21 protein-coding genes and 1 tRNA gene are annotated in these 18,128 nt (G+C 66.5%); 15 read left to right on the forward strand and 7 right to left on the reverse strand.

Annotated features, from left to right (window positions below):
- Positions 1–6: 6 nt before the first annotated feature.
- Both RMN99_RS12030 and RMN99_RS12035 read left to right on the forward strand, forming a co-directional pair.
- Positions 7–1,302, forward strand: coding sequence for a M48 family metallopeptidase (locus tag RMN99_RS12030; RefSeq protein WP_309623555.1), 1,296 nt, complete (start codon positions 7–9; stop codon positions 1,300–1,302).
- 59 nt (positions 1,303–1,361) lie between these two features.
- Entirely contained in the window at positions 1,362–2,144 is a 783-nt protein-coding gene (locus tag RMN99_RS12035; RefSeq protein ID WP_309623556.1) for an SDR family NAD(P)-dependent oxidoreductase, read from the forward strand.
- On the opposite strand, the gene RMN99_RS12040 is transcribed toward RMN99_RS12035, so the two are convergent.
- Together RMN99_RS12040 and RMN99_RS12045 are read right to left on the reverse strand one after the other, a co-directional pair.
- Positions 2,118–3,029, reverse strand: coding sequence for a DMT family transporter (locus tag RMN99_RS12040; RefSeq protein WP_309623557.1), 912 nt, complete (start codon positions 3,027–3,029; stop codon positions 2,118–2,120). The two genes, RMN99_RS12035 and RMN99_RS12040, sit on opposite strands and share 27 nt — an antisense overlap.
- Positions 3,026–4,021 (reverse strand): beta-eliminating lyase-related protein, encoded by a 996-nt coding sequence (locus RMN99_RS12045; RefSeq protein ID WP_309623615.1) that lies wholly within the window; start codon positions 4,019–4,021, stop codon positions 3,026–3,028. Before RMN99_RS12045 ends, RMN99_RS12040 begins: the two co-directional genes overlap by 4 nt.
- Positions 4,022–4,073: 52 nt before the next feature.
- Here RMN99_RS12045 and RMN99_RS12050 point away from each other — a divergent pair, with 52 nt between their 5' ends.
- Both RMN99_RS12050 and RMN99_RS12055 read left to right on the forward strand, forming a co-directional pair.
- Positions 4,074–4,364, forward strand: a complete 291-nt coding sequence (locus tag RMN99_RS12050; protein WP_309623558.1) for a GNAT family N-acetyltransferase — start codon at positions 4,074–4,076, stop codon at positions 4,362–4,364.
- Positions 4,365–4,455: 91 nt separating this feature from the next.
- Complete coding sequence (locus tag RMN99_RS12055; RefSeq protein ID WP_309623559.1) at positions 4,456–4,584, forward strand: hypothetical protein; 129 nt, start codon at positions 4,456–4,458, stop codon at positions 4,582–4,584.
- A 4-nt stretch (positions 4,585–4,588) separates the two neighbouring features.
- Here the strand turns inward: RMN99_RS12055 and hutU are convergent, their stop codons facing one another.
- The 4 genes from hutU to hutI are packed head-to-tail and all read right to left on the reverse strand — an operon-like array spanning position 4,589 to position 9,772.
- Entirely contained in the window at positions 4,589–6,256 is a 1,668-nt protein-coding gene (gene hutU / locus RMN99_RS12060; RefSeq protein ID WP_309623560.1) for a urocanate hydratase, read from the reverse strand.
- Positions 6,253–7,062 carry an N-formylglutamate deformylase gene (hutG, locus tag RMN99_RS12065; RefSeq protein WP_309623561.1) on the reverse strand — a complete coding sequence of 270 codons (810 nt, stop codon included), beginning with the start codon at positions 7,060–7,062 and terminating at the stop codon, positions 6,253–6,255. The genes hutU and hutG overlap by 4 nt, the downstream gene beginning before the upstream one ends.
- Positions 7,059–8,582, reverse strand: a complete 1,524-nt coding sequence (hutH, locus tag RMN99_RS12070) for a histidine ammonia-lyase (protein WP_309623562.1) — start codon at positions 8,580–8,582, stop codon at positions 7,059–7,061. The genes hutG and hutH overlap by 4 nt, the downstream gene beginning before the upstream one ends.
- Positions 8,579–9,772, reverse strand: coding sequence for an imidazolonepropionase (gene hutI / locus RMN99_RS12075; protein WP_309623563.1), 1,194 nt, complete (start codon positions 9,770–9,772; stop codon positions 8,579–8,581). The genes hutH and hutI overlap by 4 nt, the downstream gene beginning before the upstream one ends.
- A gap of 89 nt (positions 9,773–9,861) precedes the next feature.
- On the opposite strand from hutI, the gene RMN99_RS12080 reads away from it, so the two are divergent.
- Genes RMN99_RS12080 through RMN99_RS12095 form a run of 4 tightly spaced genes read left to right on the forward strand, consistent with a single transcriptional unit; the run spans position 9,862 to position 12,878 of the window.
- Entirely contained in the window at positions 9,862–11,208 is a 1,347-nt protein-coding gene (locus RMN99_RS12080) for a formimidoylglutamate deiminase (protein WP_309623564.1), read from the forward strand.
- Positions 11,205–11,891 (forward strand): UTRA domain-containing protein, encoded by a 687-nt coding sequence (locus RMN99_RS12085; protein ID WP_309623565.1) that lies wholly within the window; start codon positions 11,205–11,207, stop codon positions 11,889–11,891. Before RMN99_RS12080 ends, RMN99_RS12085 begins: the two co-directional genes overlap by 4 nt.
- 57 nt (positions 11,892–11,948) lie before the next feature.
- Positions 11,949–12,680: an SDR family NAD(P)-dependent oxidoreductase gene (locus tag RMN99_RS12090; protein WP_309623566.1), complete on the forward strand. Its 732-nt coding sequence runs from the start codon at positions 11,949–11,951 to the stop codon at positions 12,678–12,680.
- A 15-nt stretch (positions 12,681–12,695) separates the two neighbouring features.
- Positions 12,696–12,878: a DUF2256 domain-containing protein gene (locus RMN99_RS12095; protein WP_309623567.1), complete on the forward strand. Its 183-nt coding sequence runs from the start codon at positions 12,696–12,698 to the stop codon at positions 12,876–12,878.
- Here RMN99_RS12095 and RMN99_RS12100 read toward each other — a convergent pair.
- A tRNA-Thr gene (locus RMN99_RS12100) sits at positions 12,857–12,931 on the reverse strand. The genes RMN99_RS12095 and RMN99_RS12100 overlap by 22 nt on opposite strands.
- Before the next feature lie 111 nt (positions 12,932–13,042).
- Here RMN99_RS12100 and RMN99_RS12105 point away from each other — a divergent pair.
- From RMN99_RS12105 to RMN99_RS12135, 7 genes are read left to right on the forward strand one after another with little or no spacing between them, the layout of a single operon-like run.
- Positions 13,043–13,192 carry a hypothetical protein gene (locus RMN99_RS12105; protein ID WP_309623568.1) on the forward strand — a complete coding sequence of 50 codons (150 nt, stop codon included), beginning with the start codon at positions 13,043–13,045 and terminating at the stop codon, positions 13,190–13,192.
- A 33-nt stretch (positions 13,193–13,225) separates the two neighbouring features.
- Positions 13,226–13,912: a 2,3-diphosphoglycerate-dependent phosphoglycerate mutase gene (gpmA, locus tag RMN99_RS12110; RefSeq protein WP_309623569.1), complete on the forward strand. Its 687-nt coding sequence runs from the start codon at positions 13,226–13,228 to the stop codon at positions 13,910–13,912.
- Between the two features lie 2 nt (positions 13,913–13,914).
- Positions 13,915–14,394, forward strand: a complete 480-nt coding sequence (gene purE / locus RMN99_RS12115; RefSeq protein ID WP_309623570.1) for a 5-(carboxyamino)imidazole ribonucleotide mutase — start codon at positions 13,915–13,917, stop codon at positions 14,392–14,394.
- Positions 14,395–14,417: 23 nt separating this feature from the next.
- Positions 14,418–15,473, forward strand: a complete 1,056-nt coding sequence (locus RMN99_RS12120) for a 5-(carboxyamino)imidazole ribonucleotide synthase (protein WP_309623616.1) — start codon at positions 14,418–14,420, stop codon at positions 15,471–15,473.
- A complete protein-coding gene (locus tag RMN99_RS12125; RefSeq protein WP_309623571.1) occupies positions 15,470–15,967 on the forward strand; it encodes a dihydrofolate reductase in 498 nt (165 codons plus the stop codon). Before RMN99_RS12120 ends, RMN99_RS12125 begins: the two co-directional genes overlap by 4 nt.
- Positions 15,968–15,985: 18 nt before the next feature.
- Complete coding sequence (locus RMN99_RS12130; RefSeq protein WP_309623572.1) at positions 15,986–17,182, forward strand: dipeptidase; 1,197 nt, start codon at positions 15,986–15,988, stop codon at positions 17,180–17,182.
- Between the two features lie 17 nt (positions 17,183–17,199).
- Entirely contained in the window at positions 17,200–18,126 is a 927-nt protein-coding gene (locus tag RMN99_RS12135) for a bifunctional riboflavin kinase/FAD synthetase (RefSeq protein ID WP_309623617.1), read from the forward strand.
- Positions 18,127–18,128 lie beyond the last annotated feature (2 nt).

Genomic DNA, 18,128 nt, shown 5'->3' on the forward strand with positions numbered 1-18,128 from the left:
ATCACGATGCGTCTCAAATTGCTGGCGGTTGCCGTCTTGATGCTGGCGCTGCTGCCAGGCACCGCGCACGCCGCGCCGTTCGATGTTGAGACCGCGACGCGGGCCTATCTCGATACCTTGCAGGGAGCGGCGCGGGCCAAAAGCAATGCCTATTTCGAAGGCGGCTACTGGCTGGTGCTGTGGGGCACGCTGGTTTCGGTGCTGGCCGACGGACTGCTGCTGCGCTTCGGGCTGTCGGTGCGCTTTCGCGCCCTGGGCGAGCGGCTGTTCAAGCGGCCGGCCGGGGTCACCTGGATCACCGCGCTGTGCTATACGGTGGCGGGCACGATCCTGACCCTGCCGTGGTCAATCTACACCGGCTTCGTGCGCGAGAAGCAGTACGATCTGATGAACCAGAGCCTGAGCGACTGGTTGATCGATCAGGGCAAGGACGTGGGCATCAATCTGCTCATCGTGCCACTGATCGTGATGGCGGTCTATGCCGTGATCCGGCGCTTCCCGAAAAACTGGTGGGTCATGGCGGCCGGAGTGATCACAGGGTTCCTGGCGTTCGGAATGCTGATCGGCCCGGTGTTCATTTCGCCGCTGTTCAATACTTACACCGAACTGCCCGGCGGGCCGATCCGCGACCGGGTCGTGGCCATGGCCAAAGCGAAAAATATTCCGTCCGAGCACATCTACCTGTTTGACGCATCGAAGCAGAGCAAGCGAATTTCCGCCAATGTCTCGGGGATCGGACCAACGATCCGGATCAGCCTCAACGACAACTTGCTGAACCGCAGCACTCCGCAGGAGATTGCGGGGGTGATGGGACATGAGATGGGCCATTACGTCCTCAATCACGTCTGGTGGAGCCTTGCATTCCTAAGCGCGCTTGCGGCATTGGCGATGTTCCTCGTCTCGCGCATCGGCCCTGCGCTGATTGCCAGGTACGGCGCGCGCTGGGGCGGCATCCGCGACATCGCCGATCCCGCTTCGATGCCGGTGCTAGGGATCCTGATCGCGCTGTTCTTCATGCTCGCGACCCCGCTGACCAACACCATGATCCGCGTCGACGAGAGCCAGGCCGACGCTTTCGGTCTTGATGTGGCGCAGGAACCCGATGGTTTTGCCTCGGTGGCGATGAAGCTCTCCGAATACCGCAAGATCGAACCCAGCGCGCTCGAGGAAATGCTGTTCTTCGATCACCCCTCGGGCGCAACCCGGGTGCGGATGAGCATGCAGTGGAAGAAGGATCATGTTCCGAATGCGCAGATGGTGGTGCCGTCGCCGATGCCGCAAGCGGAGCTCACGCCGCAATAGTCCCGGTACCCGCTCATGCTGAGCGGGAACAAGGCAGGGGCCTAGATTTTGGACTACTGATGCAACCACGACTGTTCATTTTTGGGCTGGGCTACAGCGCCGCGCGGATCGCCGCCGCGGCTGAGGCGCAAGGCTGGGATGTGATCTCAACCGGGCGCGCAGGAACGCTGTCGTTCGATGACGCAAGCCAGGTCCGGCTGGCCTTGGCCGATAGCGCCCAGGTGCTGAGCTCCGTCCCACCCAGCGGCGATGGCGATCCGGTGTTGGAGCACTACGGCGATGCGCTGACCGGCAAGCGGCTCACATATCTATCCTCAACCGGGGTCTATGGTGACTGCGGGGGGGGCTGGGTCGATGAAAGCGCGCTCACCGGCACCGGCCGCCGCACCGCGCGCAGCGAGGCTGACGCCGCCTGGCTGGCACGGGGGGCGCGGGTGTTGCGGCTGCCGGGGATCTATGGCCCGGGCCGCTCGGCGCTGGAGCGGGTAGGCGAAGGTGCGGCGCGGCGGATCGATCTGCCGGGGCAGGTGTTCAGCCGGGTTCATGTCGATGATATCGTCGAGGCGGCGCTGCTGGCTTTTGCCGCACCTGCCGGGGCCTACAACGTGACTGACGACTTGCCGTGCAGCCAGAACGCGGTGATCGAACACGCCTGCCGCCTGCTTGGCGCACCGCTGCCGCCACTGCAAAGCCTTGATGCGGCGCAACTCAGCCCGGTGGCACGCGCCTTCTATGCCGAGAACCGCCGCGTCGCGAACGGCAGGGCCAAACGCATGCTGGGCTGGCAGCCGCGCTATCCCAGCTATGTTGAAGGATTAGCCGCCTGTCTTGCGGCCAGATAGCGCAATCAGCAGCCCGGCCATCGCCAGCACCGCCCCGCTCACCGCGAGCCCGGTCCAGCGAAAACCCTCGAACAGCGTTGACAGCGCCATGGCCACCACCGGCACCGCAACGCCGTTGTAGGCCGCCTTGCCCGGGCCCCATTCGCGGATCAGCGCGGTGTAGATCGGGAAAGTGGCGACCGTGCCGATGATCGCCAGATAGGCGATGCCGGCCAGATACTGCGGCCGCGGATCGAACGTCGGCGGGCCATGCAGGACCCAGGCATAAGCTGCATCGCCCAGCGCGCCGAAAGCCAGCCCCCAGGCCAGCAGCGTGATGACCGGCTGGCGCCGTGCCGTAGCGGTGCCCTGCAACACATTGCCCAGCGAGGCGCACATCACCGCGCACAGCACCAGGCCCGCGCCGGTCCCCACCTCCATCCCCGACGGCGCATCGTGGTATTCGTGCAGCAGCAGCAGGGCAATTCCCCCCAGGGCCACCGCACTGCCCAGCACAAACCGTCCGCCAAACCGCGCCCCCAGAAAAATCCGCGCCATTACCGCATTGGGCACCAGCATCAGCGCGAAGAACACCGCGACCAGCCCCGAGGTCAGGTAATGCTCACTGGCATAGACGAACTGGAAGTTGAGGTTGAACTGCATCAGCCCGAACAGCGCCGCCAGCCGCAGGCCATCGGCCGGCAAAAGCAGCGGTTCGCGCCGCACCGCCGCCAGCGCGAACATCGCAATTGCCGCGAGCGAGAAGCGCCAGGTAACCGACCACGGCGCGGGGACCACGCTGATCTGGTCCTTGATCACCAGCCAGGTTGATCCCCAGATCAGCGCGATCAGCACGAACCCGGCCAGGTTGCGCGCCTCGCTGCGCGCCGGTGCGGCATTGGTCATAGCGCGCTAATGGCTTTGGCCAGCGCGGCAACGTGATCGGGATTGGTGTTCCAGGCAGCTATGAGCCGCGCGCAGTCCGGCCCCCAATCGTAAAACGAAAAGCCGGCGCTGCGCAGTGCCTCACGCTCGGCTGCGGAGAGGCGGAGGAACACCTCGTTCGCTTCAACCGGGTGCAGCAGCCGGTTCCCTGCGGCCCCGGCCAGTTCTGCTGCCGCAGCATTGGCGGCGCGGGCATTGCTCAGCCACAGGTCGCCTTCCAGCATGGCGAGGATCTGTGCCGCCATGAACCGGCCTTTCGATTGCAGGTGCCCGGCGCGCTTGCGGCGCAGGCAGACCGTTTCGGCCAGCTGCTGATCGAACAGGACGATCGCCTCCGCGCTCAATCCGCCGTTCTTGACGCAGCCGAACGACAGCGCCGCTGCGCCTTGGCAGGCTTCCCACGGGCTGCAGCCAAGAAAGGCCACAGCGTTGGCAAACCGCGCGCCATCGACATGCAAGGCAAGGCCGTGGCGCGCCGCGCAGTGCGAAATCGCCGCCACTTCATCCGGGCGGTAGGCGCGGCCATATTCGCTGGCCTGGGTGATCGACAGCGCCTGCGGCTGGACCTGATGGATATCCTGGCGGATCGCGCCGATCGCCGCGTCGATCGCCTCAGGTTCAAGCTTCGCGCCTTCACCATCGATCAGGATCAGCTTCGCCCCGTGGGTGTAAAACCCGGGCGCGCCGCACTCGTCAGTCTCGATATGCGCCTCGCGGTGGCACAGCACCCCGCCGTGCGGCGGGACCATCGCCGCCAGCGCAAGACAATTGGCCGCCGTACCCGAAGCGACCCACAGAGCCGTGCAAGGCCGCTCGAACAGCGCCGAAAAGGCTTCGTCCAGCGCCTGGCTGAGCGCGTCACCATCATAGGGCGGCTGCGGGCCGTCGGCGCTGCGCATCGCCTCCCACAGCTTGGGATGAACAGAGGCGGCATTGTCGGAAAGGAATTGCATCGCCATCTTGCATGGCAAGGCGGCACCCTCCGCGTCAAGCAAGGAGCGCGCAATGAGCGAAGTTACCATCACCCGTCATGGCAATGATCAGTCTGGCGAATACCATGCCCACGTTGCCGGCGAGACAGCGATCGGTCGCCTGACCTGGGTTAGCCGTGACGGTGCGCGGGTTGCCGAACATACGCTGGTACCCCCAGAAATCGGCGGACGCGGCGTGGCCGGCAAGCTGGTCGAAGCTTTGATCAGCGATGCGCGCGAGCAGGGCTTCAAGATCGTGCCGCAGTGCTCTTATGTTGCTGCGCAGTTCAAGCTTCACCCCGATTGGGCCAAGCTTCGTGCCTAAGATCGGGTAACCGCGCCGCGCAACCGGCGCTTTACCTTGGCGCTGCAGACTGGCGAGCAGAGACCGACAATCGCAGCGGGAGGGCCGCATCATGCGCTATGTCTTCTATGCCTTCGCGTTTGCGGCCGTGGGCCTGTTCTGGATGAACACCAGCGACAAGGGCCAAAGCTTCAAGCGCGCGCTGATGTCCAATCACACGCCGGAGTGGAAGGCGCTTTAGGCGCTCACCCCAAAATCCCCGGCAGGTCCAGCCCCTTTTCGCGCGCGCAATCTTGCGCAATGTCATAGCCCGCATCGGCGTGGCGCATCACGCCGGTGGCGGGATCGTTCCAGAGGACGCGCTCGAGGCGTTTGGCCGCCTCGGGCGTGCCATCGGCGACGATCACCATGCCCGAATGCTGCGAATAGCCCATCCCCACCCCGCCGCCGTGGTGGAGCGAGACCCAGGTCGCACCGCTCGCAGTGTTGAGCAGCGCGTTGAGCAGCGGCCAGTCGCTGACCGCATCCGAGCCGTCCTGCATCGCCTCGGTTTCGCGGTTGGGCGAAGCGACCGAGCCCGAATCGAGGTGATCGCGCCCGATCACCACCGGGGCCTTGAGCTCGCCCGAGGCAACCATTTCGTTGAAGGCGAGGCCGAGCCGGTGGCGATCGCCCAGCCCGACCCAGCAGATCCGCGCCGGCAGGCCCTGAAACTGGATCCGCTCGCGCGCCATGTCGAGCCAGCGGTGGAGGTGCGGATCATCGGGGATCAGTTCCTTCACTTTGGCGTCGGTCTTGTAGATATCCTCGGGATCGCCCGACAGCGCCACCCACCGGAACGGGCCGACCCCGCGGCAGAACAGCGGGCGGATATAGGCGGGGACGAAGCCGGGGAAAGCGAAAGCATCGGCGACGCCCTCGTCAAACGCGACCTGGCGGATGTTGTTGCCATAGTCAGTGGTGGGCACGCCGCGCTTCTGAAACTCCAGCATCGCTTCGACATGGCGGGCCATCGAGGCCTTGGCGGCCTTGGCCACCACGTCGGGCTCGCGCTCACGCTTGTCGGTCCATTCGGCCACGCTCCACCCGGCGGGCAGGTAGCCGTTGACCGGATCGTGCGCGCTGGTCTGATCGGTGAGGAGGTCGGGCAGAATCCCGCGTGCCAGCATTTCTGGCAGCACTTCGGCGGCATTGCCGAGCAGGCCGACCGATATCGCGCGATTTCCAGCGCAGGCCGCATTGATAAGCGCCATCGCCTCGTCCAGCGTTTCCGCCATGTGATCGACATAGCCGGTGCGCAGTCGCATCTCGATCCGGCTGCGCTGGCATTCGATCGCCAGACAGCTCAGCCCGGCCATGGTCGCGGCCAGCGGCTGCGCCCCGCCCATCCCGCCAAGCCCGGCGGTGAGCAGCCATTTGCCCGTCAGACTGCCGCCGAAATGCTGGCGGCCCATCTCGACAAAGGTCTCGTACGTGCCCTGCACGATGCCCTGGCTGCCGATGTAGATCCAGCTGCCCGCGGTCATCTGGCCGTACATCGCCAGGCCCTTTTTATCGAGCTCGCTGAAATGCTCCCAGGTTGCCCACTTGGGCACGAGGTTGGAATTGGCCAGCAACACCCGCGGGGCATCGGCATGGGTCTTGAACACGCCGACGGGCTTGCCCGACTGGATCAGCAGCGTCTCATCGTCCTTTAGCCGGCGCAGCGTTTCGACGATCTTGTCATAGCTTTCCCAGTCGCGCGCGGCGCGCCCGATCCCGCCATAGACCACCAGTTCCTCAGGCCGCTCAGCGACATCGGGGTGAAGGTTGTTCATCAGCATCCTCAGCGGCGCTTCGGTGAGCCAGCTTTGCGCGGTCAATTCGGTCCCGGTAGCGGGGCGGATCACGCGGCTGTTGTCGAGACGGGTCATGCGGACGTTCCTTCGGCAAAAGTCAGGCAGGCGGCGATCAGCACCTTGAGTGTGGGGAGAATCGCCGGATTTTCGTGCAGCGGCGCAGGCCAATTGGCTTCGCTCAGGTCAGCGGGCTCATCCATATAACCGCGCATCGCCAGCTCCATCTGCACCGCGTAGACACCCTTTGCCGGTGCGCCATAGTGCCGCGTGGTCCAGCCGCCCTTGAATCGCCCGTTGGCGACCCACGGCTGGCCGGATTGGGCGCAGACCTCGCTCAGCGCCGCCTCCAGCAAGGGATCGCAGGCCGCCCCGTTGTTCGTGCCAAGGTTGAACTGTGGCAGCGCGCCTTCGAACAGCCGCGGGATCCGGCTGCGGATCGAATGGGCATCGTAGAGCACGACGCGAGGGTGGGTTTCGCGCAAGCGTGCGATTTCGGCCGCAAGCGCGGCGTGATAGGGATCGAAAAAGGTGCCGCGCCGCCAGGCGATCTCATCATCTTCGGGATCGAACGCGCGATAGAGCCGTGTCCCGTCAAAGGTCGTGGTCGGGCATAGCTCAGTGGTGGCCATGCCGGGGTAGAGCGACGCGCCCGAGGGATCGCGGTTGACGTCGATCACCGCGCGGCTGACCTCGGTGGCGATCGTCGTCGCGCCCAGCTCGCGCACGAATTCATAAAGCTCGGCAATCCACCAATCGGCATCGCGCCGCGCCAGCCAGGGCGAAGCGAACCGCGGTTCGACCCCGCCCAGCCCCGAGCCGCCGTGCGGGAAGGCGACCACCAGCGGAGCTTCGCCGCGGTGCACGTGCAGCCAGTCGCTCATGCCACCCCCGGCAGGTCCTGCCCCGCTGCATCCGCCACCGCACCCGCGCGGACCAGCGCTTCGGCGGCCTGCATATCGGGATGGAAATGGCGGTCTTCGTCTAGCGCGGGCACCTGTGCGCGGAGCAGCCCCCGCACCGCTTCGAGCGCCGGCGATGAGGCGAGACCGGTGTGGAATTCGCAGCCCTGCGCCGCCGCCAGCAGCTCGATCCCCAGCACCGCCTCGGCATTGGCCAGCATCGGTGCAAGCCGCCGCGCGCCGTGGGCGGCCATCGAAACGTGGTCTTCCTGATTGGCCGAAGTCGGGATCGAATCGACCGAGGCCGGATAGGCCATCTGCTTGTTCTCGCTGACCAGCGCGGCGGCGGTAACCTGCGGGATCATGAAGCCCGAATTGAGCCCCGGCCTGGGGGTGAGGAAGGCGGGCAGGCCGGATAGCGCGGGATCGACCAGCATGGCGATCCGGCGTTCGGCAATGCTGCCGATCTCGCACAAGGCCAGCGCGATCATGTCGGCCGCAAAGGCGACCGGTTCGGCATGGAAATTGCCGCCCGAGAGTGCCGTGTCATCTTCAGCAAAAATCAGCGGGTTGTCCGACACGCCATTGGCTTCGGTCAGCAGCGTAGTGGCAGCCTGGCGCAGCACATCGAGCACGGCTCCCATCACCTGCGGCTGGCAGCGCAGGCAATAGGGATCCTGCACGCGCGGATCGTCAATCGCATGGCTGGCCCGGATTGCGCTTCCGGCCATAAGACTGCGCAAGGCTGCGGCGACTTCGATCTGGCCCTTGTGACGGCGCAGCGCATGGATGCGCGGATCAAACGGGGTGTCCGATCCTTTCGCCGCCTCGGTTGAAAGCGCGCCGGTGATCAGCGCGGTACGCACCAGCCGCTGCGCCCCGAACAGCGCGGCCAGCGCGTTGGCGGTGGAGAACTGCGTGCCGTTGAGCAGCGCCAGCCCCTCCTTGGGGCCGAGCGTCAGCGGGGCGAGGCCAGCCTTGGCCAGGGCATCGGCGGCGGGAACGCGCGCGCCGTCCACCCAGATCTCACCCACCCCGATCATTGCCGCGGTCATGTGGCTGAGCGGCGCGAGATCGCCGCTCGCCCCGACCGAACCCTGGCACGGCACCACCGGGGTCAGGCCGTGCACCAGCAGTTCTTCGAGCAGCGCCACCGTGGCGGGCCGCACTCCGCTCGCCCCTTGGGCCAGGCTGGCGAGCTTGAGCGCCATCATCAGCCGCACCACCGGCACCGGCGAAGGCGCGCCCGTCCCCGCCGCATGGCTCAGCACGATATTGCGCTGGAGCAAGGCCAGTTCATCATCCGCTATCCGCACCGAGGCGAGCTTTCCGAACCCGGTGTTGATCCCGTAAACCGGCGCACCCTTGGCGAGAATCCGCTCGACTGCGGCAGCGCTGGCGGCGACGCACGGTGCGCTGGCCGGATCGAGCCGGGCCCCGGCGCCCTCGTAAATCGCCTGCCACTGGCCGAAACCGACCTCGCCTGGAAGCAGCGTAATCATTGACCTCTCCACACCCGGGCATGGAGCGGATTTGCACCCATGCGATAGACCAGCTCGGCTGGCTCCTCGATATTCCACAGCGCCAGATCGCAGCTTTTGCCCGGCGCAAGGCTGCCGCATTCGTCCAGCAGACCCAGCGCTCGGGCCGCGTTAACGGTTACCCCGGCCAGGCACTCAGCCACGGTCAGACGAAAGCAGGTCGCGGCCATGTTCATCGCCAGCAGCAGCGAGGTGAGCGGGCTGGTGCCGGGATTGCAATCGGTCGCCAGCGCAATCGGTACGCCCGCCGCGCGCAGCGCTGCCACCGGCGGCAGGTGCGTTTCGCGGCAGAAATAGTAGGCACCTGGCAGCAGCAGGGCGACCGATCCCGCCGCGGCCATCGCTGCCACCCCGGCCTGATCCAGATGTTCAAGATGATCCGCGGACAGCGCGCCATATTTTGCCGCCAGCGCCGCGCCGTGGAGGTTGGAAAGCTGCTCGGCATGAAGCTTGACCGGCAGGCCCAGTGCGCGCGCCTTCACGAAGACGCGCTCGATCTGGGTGGACGTAAACCCGATCCCCTCGCAGAACCCGTCAACCGCATCGGCCAGCCCCTCGGCGGCGACCGCGGGGAGCATGTCCGCGCAGACATGATCGATGTAGCCATCGGGATCGCCGGCAAATTCGGGCGGCACGGCGTGCGCGCCAAGGAACGTGGTCCGCACCCGCACCCGCCGCGCCGCGCCCAAAGCCCGCGCCGCGCGCAGCATGTTGAGTTCGGCCTCAAGCGAAAGCCCGTAGCCGCTTTTGATCTCGATCGTGCCGAGCCCCTCGCCGAGCAGCTGATCGAGCCGGGGCAGCGCCGCCGCCACCATCTGCTCCACATTGGCGGCGCGGGTGGCGCGCATGGTTGCGACGATCCCGCCCCCGGCCCGCGCGACCTCTTCATAGCTGGCACCTTCGAGCCGCAGTTCAAACTCGCGGGCGCGGTTGCCCATATGGACCAGATGGGTGTGCGCATCGATCAGCGCCGGGGTGATCCAGCGGCCCTGGCAATCAATCGTCTCGGCGGCCTTGAACGCAGGAGCTTGATCCGCCGGTCCGGCATAGGCGATCCGCCCCTGCCGCGCAGCCACAACGCCGCGCATCGCCGCCGCGCCGGGGGCCATGGTCAGCAGATGGGCATTGGTCCAGACGGTATCGACCTGCATCGCACTCTCCTGCGGAGTCGCGAATATGTATAGACATATTGGCTCGCTTGTATAGAGTGATTTGTACCGAGCTAGGACCCGAGGCGCGCATGAACCAGACGCTGCATTTTGCCGAAGCGCTGTTGCCCACCGGCTGGGCGCGCGATGTGCGGATCACGATTGCAGCCGGGCGATTCGCCAGCATCGCCGCAGATACCCGGCTAATGCCCGGCGATGCGCGCCACGCTGTCGCGCTGCCCGGCCTGGCCAATCTCCACTCCCACGCGTTCCAGCGCGGCATGGCGGGGCTGGCCGAGCGGCGCGGGGCCAGCGCGGACAGTTTCTGGACCTGGCGCGCGATCATGTACCGCTTTGTCGATGCAGTGACGCCGGACGACATGGCGGCAATCGCGGCCATGGCCTATGCCGAGATGCTCGAAAGCGGCTTCACCCGGGTCGGCGAATTCCACTACCTGCACCACGATCCCGCCGGCGCGCCCTATGCCGGGGCCGCGATGGCAGAGGCGATTGCAGCGGCCGCCGCGGAAACGGGAATCGCGCTGACCCTGCTGCCGGTGTTCTATGCCCATGCGGGGTTTGGCGGGCAGGAACCTGCGCCCGCCCAGCGCCGCTTCATCTGCTCGCTCGACCAGTTCGCGGCCCTGCGCGATGCCAGCCGCGCGGCGATTGCGGCGCTGCCTGATGTCGTGCTCGGCCTCGCCCCGCATTCGCTGCGCGCGGTGATGCCAGAGGAGTTGGCGGCGCTGGAAGAGCTGGCGGGTACAGCCCCGATCCACATCCACGCCGCTGAACAAGTGGCCGAGGTCGAAGCCTGCCTCAAATGGTCAGGCCAGCGCCCGGTCGAATGGTTGCTGGATAACGCGGCGGTGGGGCCAAACTGGTGCCTGGTTCACGCCACCCACATGACCCCGGCAGAAAGCCGCAACCTCGCGCAAAGCGGCGCGGTGGCGGGGCTCTGCCCGATCACCGAGGCCAATCTGGGTGACGGGCTGTTTCCCGCTGCCGAATACCTTGCGGCGGGCGGGCACTTCGGTGTGGGCAGCGATTCGAATGTGCGGATCGATGCGGCCGAAGAACTGCGCTGGCTCGAATATGGTCAGCGGCTCAACCTGCAGTCGCGCAATGTCTTCGCCGCCGGGCCCGATGCCAGCACCGGCGCAGCGCTGTTCGGCGGGGCGCTGGCGGGCGGCGCGCAGGCGCTGGGCACTGTCGCCGGGATTGCCGAGGGGCTTCCCGCTGATTTCATCACGCTGCGGTCTGACCACCCCGATTGCAGCGGCGATGGCTGGCTGGACCAATGGCTTTTCGCTTCACCGCGCGGGGCGGTGGACGGCGTCTGGCGGGCCGGGCGGCAAGTGGTGCGCGAAGGCCGCCACGCGGGCCGCGATGCGATAGCCGCACGCTATCGGCAGACACTGGCAAGATTGCTGGCATGACCCCCGGTATCAGCGAACAGATCCGCCGCACGATCGAAGCGCGGATCCTCTCGGGCGAGTGGGCCCCGGGTACCAGGGTCCCGGGCGATGACGAGCTGGCCGGGCAATATGGCTGCGCGCGGATGACGGCCAACAAGGCGCTGTCGGCACTGGCCGCCGCGGGCCTGGTCGAGCGCCGCCGCCGCGCCGGGACTTTCGTCGCGCGCCCGCGCAGCCAGGCCATGGTGCTCGAGATCACCGACCTCGCCGCCGAAGTTGCCGCGCGGGGCGAGGCCTATCGCTGGCAGCTTACCCGGCGCCGCGCGCTGCGCTCCGAGGCGCTCGGCCCCGTGGCCCCGCTGCTCGAGATCGAAGGCGTCCATTGGGCAGACGGCGCGCCTTTCGCCGCCGAACAGCGCCTGGTCAATCTCGCCGAAGTGCCCGCCATCGCGCAGGCCGACCTGACGCGCGAGGCCCCCGGCACCTGGCTGCTCGCGCACGCCCCCTGGACCGAGGCCGAACACCGCATCAGCGCCGAGGCCGCCGACCGCCCGCTCGCCAAGGCCCTCGCCTGCCCCCCCGGCAGCGCCTGCCTGACCGTTCGCCGCCGCACCTGGCGCGGCCTCGCTCCGGTGACGCTGGTAACCCAGCACTTCGCGCCAGGATCGCACGAATTGATTGCGCGGTTTGGCGCGCGCGGATAGCCGCTGCCCGTTTCGTCAGGTATCCGCGCCGTCGGCAGCGCGGCAAAGTGCGAGTTTATGAGCCAGACCGCAATCCAATCCAGCGCAGTCGTTTTTGGCGCGAGCGGCGCGATTGGCGGCGCCTTGACCACGCGATTGTTGGCACAGGGCACGTATTCCCATGTCCATGCCGGATCGCGCGCGGGAGACACTGCTCCGGACGGCGCGGTCCCGTTCCGTTTCGCGCTGGACGACGAAGCCAGCATAACTGCCGCGCTGAATGCCTTGGCCGCACCCCCAACGCTGGTGATCGTCGCCACCGGGCTGCTACACGATGCAGCAGCCGGGATTACCCCGGAGAAGAGTTGGCGCGCGCTTGATCCGGCGGCGATGGCAGCGGTTTACGCCGCCAACGCGATCGGTCCGGCGCTGATTGCCAAACATGCCCTGCCGCGCTTGCCGCGGGATCGACCGGCGACCTTTGCCGTGCTGTCCGCCAAGGTTGGTTCGATCGGCGACAACCGGCTGGGCGGGTGGCACGCCTACCGCGCCAGCAAGGCGGCACTCAATATGCTGGTCCGCAATTTCGCGATCGAACTGGCGCGCAGTCACCCTTTGGCGGTGGTCGCCGCGCTGCATCCTGGCACGGTCGATAGCGGGCTGTCCGCGCCGTTCCAGCGCGGCGTGGCGGCGGCTGCGCTGTTCAGCCCGGATCAGGCCGCCGGGCACCTGTTCGATGTCATCGCCGCGCTGGGCCCGGCGGACAGCGGCGGGTTGTTCGCCTGGAACGGCGCGCGGCTGGCCTGGTAAGCGAAACAGCCGACAATGCCCAAAATGCGCCGTAAGGGCGATTTGCCAAGCAAGGTCTGCGCAGCCTGCAACCGGCCATTTGCATGGCGGCGCAAATGGGCGCGCGATTGGGACGCGGTGAAATACTGTTCGGACCGCTGCCGCAGCGCACGCCAGCAAGCCGGCACGCTGCGGAATGGTGCTGCTGGGGAGGATTGAACTCCCGACCTCAGCCTTACCAAGGATGCGCTCTACCACTGAGCTACAGCAGCACACCATTCCGAAGGACCCAGCGCGGCCAAGGCCGTGGGGCAGGGGCGCGCTATTGGCTGCGGGCTCTTGCTTTGTCAAGCTGAACGCCTGATAGCGCGCAACAATTGCCAATGCGTGAAAAAAAGCCCGCCCCCACCCGTGAACAACGTCTGGCTGCCAAGCTGCGCGAAAACCTGCACCGCAGAAAGGCGCAGGCGCGCGGCGGCAGCGACGCGGCGGCCCGGGCAACTTCGCTTCCCAAAGACGATTCGAGCGGCTAGGGGCCGGTTTCGCGCCACATACGGAGATCCGACTTGCCCCGCTTGATCCTCGTCCGCCACGGCCAGAGCCAGTGGAACCTGGAAAACCGCTTTACCGGGTGGTGGGATGTCGACCTGACCGAAAAGGGCGAGGCCGAAGCGCGCGCCGCGGGCGAACTGCTGCTGGCCAAAGCCATGCTGCCGACCATGGCCTTCACCAGCCTGCAGACCCGCGCGATCCGCACGCTGCATTTCGCGCTTGAGGCTGCCGGGCGGCTGTGGGTGCCAGAGATCAAGGACTGGCGGCTGAACGAGCGGCACTACGGCGGGCTGACCGGGCTCGACAAGGCCGAGACTGCGGCCAGGCACGGCGACGATCAGGTCAAGATCTGGCGCCGCAGCTTCGATATTCCGCCGCCTGTGCTAGAAGACGGATCGGCGTTCGATCTCAAGGCCGATCCGCGCTACGCCGGGATTGCGATTCCCAGCACCGAAAGCCTCAAGGACACCATCGCCCGCGTGCTGCCCTATTATGAAAGCGCGATCGTGCCGCAATTGAAGGCCGGCCATGTGGTGCTGGTTTCTGCACACGGCAATTCGCTGCGCGCGCTGGTCAAGCACCTGTCGGGCATTTCGGATCACGACATCACCGGGCTGGAAATCCCGACCGGACAGCCGATCGTGTACGAGCTCGACGAGGCGCTCGCCGCGACCGAGCGCTATTACCTGGCGGAGCGCTGAGCATGGCCGCACCCGTTGCAATCGTCATGGGCAGCCAGTCTGACTGGGCCACCATGCAGCGCGCCGCCGATGCGCTCGACGCACTGGGCGTGGCCTATGACGCGCGGATCGTATCGGCGCACCGCACGCCGCAGCGGCTGGTCAAATTTGCGCAAGGTGCGGCGGACGAAGGTTTCAAGGTCATCATCGCCGGGGCCGGCGGTGCGGCGCACCTGCCGGGCATGGTCGCCAGCATGACGCATCTGCCGGTGCTGGGTGTGCCGGTGCAATCAAAGGCGCTGTCCGGGCAGGACAGCCTGCTCTCGATCGTGCAGATGCCGGCCGGAGTTCCGGTCGGAACGCTCGCCATCGGCGAAGCGGGCGCGACCAATGCCGGCTTGCTGGCCGCATCGATCCTCGCGCTGGAAGACCCGGCGCTTGGCGCGCGGCTCAAGGCCTGGCGTGCGGCGCAAAGCGCCGGCGTGGCCGAACGGCCGAGCTGAGATGCGGCAATGATCCCGCTATGATGATCCCACCGGGCGAAACCATCGGTATTCTTGGCGGCGGGCAGCTGGGCCGGATGCTGGCGCAGGCGGCGGGCAAGCTTGGCTATCAGGCCCATATCTATGCGCCCGAGGCCGACTCGGTCGCTGCCGAGGTGAGCCAGGCGCACACCCGCGCAAACTGGGACGATGCCCGGGCGCTGGCCGCGTTTGCCGCGCACTGCGCAGTGATCACCTACGAATGGGAAAACGTACCGATTGCCGCGCTCAAGGGGCTCGGTGCGGCGCGTTTGTTTCCCTCGGTCCGCGCGCTGGAAGTGGCGCAGGACCGGCTGAACGAAAAAGACTTCGTTGCCCAGCTTGGCGGCCGCACCGCGCCCTACATGGCGATCGATACGGCCGAGGATCTCGAAGCGGCACTTGTCCGGATCGGTTCGCCCGGGATCCTCAAGACCCGGCGCGAAGGCTATGACGGGAAGGGCCAGTGGCGGATCAATTATGATCATGAGGCTGACGGCATCGCGCTTGGCGGGCAGCCGATGATCTATGAAGGCCTGGTGCGCTTTGCCTGCGAATTCAGCGTGATCCTGGCGCGCGGTCAGGATGGCGCGGTGGTATTCTGGGACAGCGCCGAAAATGTCCACCAGCACGGCATCCTTGCCACGTCGCGGGTGCCGGCCGGCGCAGCCGCGCTAGGCCAGGTCGAAGGCGCGCGCGCGCTGGCGCGGCAGGTGGCCGATGCGCTGGATTATGTCGGCGTTGCGGCATTCGAATTCTTTGCGACCGACGCCGGGCCGGTGTTCAACGAGATGGCCCCCAGGGTCCACAATTCGGGGCACTGGACGATCGAGGGGGCCAAGACCAGCCAGTTCGAAAACCACATCCGGGCGATCTGCGGCCTGCCGCTGGGCGACACGGTGCTGGCCGCGCGCGAAGTGATGATGACCAACCTGATCGGCGATGCCGCACAAGCCGCCCCGGCGCTGGCGGCGGATCCCGCCAATCACGTGCATCTTTACGGCAAGGGCGAAGCACGCCCGGGCCGCAAGATGGGCCACGTGACCCGGCTGACCCGATGAACCGCAGCGAGATTTTCCTGGTCGCTGCGGTGGCCGACAACGGCGTGATTGGCGTTAGCGGCGAAATTCCCTGGCACATTTCCGAAGACTTCCGCCGGCTCAAGGCGCTGACCATGGGCAAGCCGCTGGTGATGGGGCGCAAGACGTTCGAATCGCTGCCGGGCGTCCTTCCGGGGCGGCGCCATATCGTGATCACCCGCGATCCCGCCTGGCAGGCCGAAGGGGCCGAAGTGGCACGCACCCTCGGCGCGGCGCTCAAGTTGGCCAATGCGCCGCATATCGTGATTTTCGGCGGGGCGCAGGTCTTTGCCGAAGCCTTGCCGCTGGCCGACCGGATCGAATTGACCGTAGTGCACCTCTCACCCGAAGGTGACACACGCTTTCCGCAATTCGACCGGAGCGACTGGATCGAGACATTCCGCGAAAGTCATCCCCCGCAAGCTCGCACGCCGGGGTTTGATTTCGTGACGCTGCTGCGTAAACCGGCAGCCTAGCTTCAGTCAGGGGACGCTATGCGCAAGGCTTTCTGGACACTGTTGGTATTGGTCGCAATTGGCGTGATTGCCTTCTTCCGGCTTGGCCCGGCGCTGATCGAATCGAACATGAACCGGATCGACGGCAAGCCGCTGCTCGCAATATCGCCGCAGGCCGAAGCATTGCACCGCACGCTCAACATTGTCGACCTGCATTCCGATACCCTGATGTGGGACCGCGATCTGGCCGCGGCATCGAACCGCGGCCACGAAGACCTGCCGCGGCTGATCAAGGGCAATGTCGCGCTGCAGGTGTTCGCTTCCACCACCAAGAGCCCCAAAGGCCAGAACTACGACAGCAACGGCGCCGATAGCGACAACATCACCGCGCTGGTCATCGCCCAGCGCCAGCCGATGCGGACCTGGGATTCGCTGCTCGAACGTTCCTTGTTCCATGCCGAAAAGCTCGATGTCGCGGTGTCGCAGTCGCAAGGCCTGCTGCGCAAGGTGACCGACCAGAATGGGCTCGATCAGCTGCTGGCTGCGCGCGGCACGCCCCTACGCCCGGTTGGCGCGTTGCTGTCGGTCGAAGGGCTGCACAATCTGGAAGGCAAGGCGGAGAACCTCGACAATCTTTATGCCGCAGGGTTCCGCATGGCCGGGCTGACCCACTTCTTCGACAACGAGCTGGCGGGATCGATGCACGGCCTGGCCAAAGGCGGGCTGACCCCGTTCGGACGCCAGATCGTCGGCATGATGGAAGATCGCGGAATGATCGTCGATGTGGCCCATTGCAGCCACACCTGCGTGGCTGAAGTGCTGAAAATGGCGCGCCGCCCGGTGGTCTCGAGCCACGGCGGGGTCCAGGCCGTCTGCCCGGTCAACCGCAACCTGACCGATGAAGAAATCCGCGGCATCGCGCGCACCGGCGGGGTGATCGGGATCGGATACTGGGATGCTGCCGTGTGCGACACCAGCCCGCAGGCGATCGTCAAGGCGATGAAATATGTCCGCGATCTGGTCGGCATCGAATACGTTGCGCTGGGCAGCGACTACGACGGCGCCACCACGGTGCGCTTCGATACCAGCCAGCTGGTCCAGCTGACCCAGGCGCTGCTCGATGCGGGGTTCACCCCTGAGGAAATTCGCGCGGTGATGGGCGGCAATGCGCTGCGCGTGATCCATGCTGGCCTCTTGCCCTACGCCGAATGGGCCAAGGGCCGCCGGCGCGGATAGGACGGACAAACGTGGACATCGTCAGATTGAACGCAGGCGAACCGGTGCCGCCGTCGTTGCGCGGCGCGGTGATCGCGCTAGGCAATTTTGACGGGTTCCACCTTGGCCATCAAGCGGTCGTGGGCGAAGCGCTGGGCTGGGCCCGGGCTGAGCAGCGCCCGGCGATCGTCGCCACCTTCGATCCGCACCCAGTGCGGTTTTTTGCGCCCGGCAGCCCGCCGTTCCGGCTGACCACGCTGGACCAGCGCGAAGAATTGTTCGGTGCGGCCGGGGCCGATGCGATGCTGGTGTTCGAATTCGGTGCAGCCCTTGCCGCGACCAGTGCCGAGGTTTTCGTCAAGGACTTGCTGGCCGATCGTCTGGGCGTGGCCGGCGTGGTGACGGGCGAAGACTTCACCTTCGGCAAAGGCCGCGCGGGTAATGTCGCGGTGCTGCAGCAGCTGGGTGCGCCCTGCGGGCTGGCCGCGCGGGCAGTCGGCCCGGTCAGCGACGCGGGCGAAGTGGTTTCCTCCAGCCGGATCCGTGACGCGCTAAAGGCGGGCGACTGCGCGACGGCCACCCATCTCCTGACCCGGCCCTTTGCGGTGCGTGGCGAAGTACGGCACGGGGCCAAGCTGGGCCGCAGCATCGGCTATCCCACCGCCAACCTCGAAATGGGCAGCTATCTGAGGCCGCGTTACGGGATCTATGCGGTGACCGGCACCCTGCCCGGCGGACAGGTGCTGCACGGCGCGGCCAATCTGGGGATCCGGCCCAGTTTTGAGCCCCCAATCGAGCTGCTCGAGGCCTATTTCTTCGACTATTCCGGCGATCTTTACGGGCAAACGATTGAAATCGCCCTGCATCACTACTTGCGCGGCGAAGAAAAGTTCGAGACACTGGAAGCCTTGACTGCGCAGATGGAACGCGATTGCGCGTTGGCGCGGGAGCTTCTGGGGGGATAGTT

The sequence above is a fragment of the Novosphingobium sp. genome (genome assembly GCF_031417815.1).
Classification (GTDB): Bacteria; Pseudomonadota; Alphaproteobacteria; order Sphingomonadales; family Sphingomonadaceae; genus Novosphingobium.

What these genes read in the sequence shown, in the direction of transcription:
- RMN99_RS12090 (WP_309623566.1), top strand. Translation starts at nt 11,949, where the DNA reads ATGAGCCAGACCGCAATCCAATCCAGCGCAGTCGTTTTTGGCGCGAGC.
- RMN99_RS12050 (WP_309623558.1), top strand. Translation starts at nt 4,074, where the DNA reads ATGAGCGAAGTTACCATCACCCGTCATGGCAATGATCAGTCTGGCGAA.
- RMN99_RS12105 (WP_309623568.1), top strand. Translation starts at nt 13,043, where the DNA reads ATGCGTGAAAAAAAGCCCGCCCCCACCCGTGAACAACGTCTGGCTGCC.
- hutU (WP_309623560.1), bottom strand. Translation starts at nt 6,256, where the DNA reads ATGACCCGTCTCGACAACAGCCGCGTGATCCGCCCCGCTACCGGGACC.
- RMN99_RS12040 (WP_309623557.1), bottom strand. Translation starts at nt 3,029, where the DNA reads ATGACCAATGCCGCACCGGCGCGCAGCGAGGCGCGCAACCTGGCCGGG.
- RMN99_RS12080 (WP_309623564.1), top strand. Translation starts at nt 9,862, where the DNA reads ATGAACCAGACGCTGCATTTTGCCGAAGCGCTGTTGCCCACCGGCTGG.
- hutG (WP_309623561.1), bottom strand. Translation starts at nt 7,062, where the DNA reads ATGAGCGACTGGCTGCACGTGCACCGCGGCGAAGCTCCGCTGGTGGTC.
- RMN99_RS12125 (WP_309623571.1), top strand. Translation starts at nt 15,470, where the DNA reads ATGAACCGCAGCGAGATTTTCCTGGTCGCTGCGGTGGCCGACAACGGC.
- purE (WP_309623570.1), top strand. Translation starts at nt 13,915, where the DNA reads ATGGCCGCACCCGTTGCAATCGTCATGGGCAGCCAGTCTGACTGGGCC.
- RMN99_RS12130 (WP_309623572.1), top strand. Translation starts at nt 15,986, where the DNA reads ATGCGCAAGGCTTTCTGGACACTGTTGGTATTGGTCGCAATTGGCGTG.
- RMN99_RS12120 (WP_309623616.1), top strand. Translation starts at nt 14,418, where the DNA reads ATGATCCCACCGGGCGAAACCATCGGTATTCTTGGCGGCGGGCAGCTG.
- RMN99_RS12055 (WP_309623559.1), top strand. Translation starts at nt 4,456, where the DNA reads ATGCGCTATGTCTTCTATGCCTTCGCGTTTGCGGCCGTGGGCCTGTTC.
- RMN99_RS12035 (WP_309623556.1), top strand. Translation starts at nt 1,362, where the DNA reads ATGCAACCACGACTGTTCATTTTTGGGCTGGGCTACAGCGCCGCGCGG.
- RMN99_RS12085 (WP_309623565.1), top strand. Translation starts at nt 11,205, where the DNA reads ATGACCCCCGGTATCAGCGAACAGATCCGCCGCACGATCGAAGCGCGG.
- hutH (WP_309623562.1), bottom strand. Translation starts at nt 8,582, where the DNA reads ATGATTACGCTGCTTCCAGGCGAGGTCGGTTTCGGCCAGTGGCAGGCG.
- RMN99_RS12030 (WP_309623555.1), top strand. Translation starts at nt 7, where the DNA reads ATGCGTCTCAAATTGCTGGCGGTTGCCGTCTTGATGCTGGCGCTGCTG.
- hutI (WP_309623563.1), bottom strand. Translation starts at nt 9,772, where the DNA reads ATGCAGGTCGATACCGTCTGGACCAATGCCCATCTGCTGACCATGGCC.
- RMN99_RS12045 (WP_309623615.1), bottom strand. Translation starts at nt 4,021, where the DNA reads ATGCAATTCCTTTCCGACAATGCCGCCTCTGTTCATCCCAAGCTGTGG.
- RMN99_RS12095 (WP_309623567.1), top strand. Translation starts at nt 12,696, where the DNA reads ATGCCCAAAATGCGCCGTAAGGGCGATTTGCCAAGCAAGGTCTGCGCA.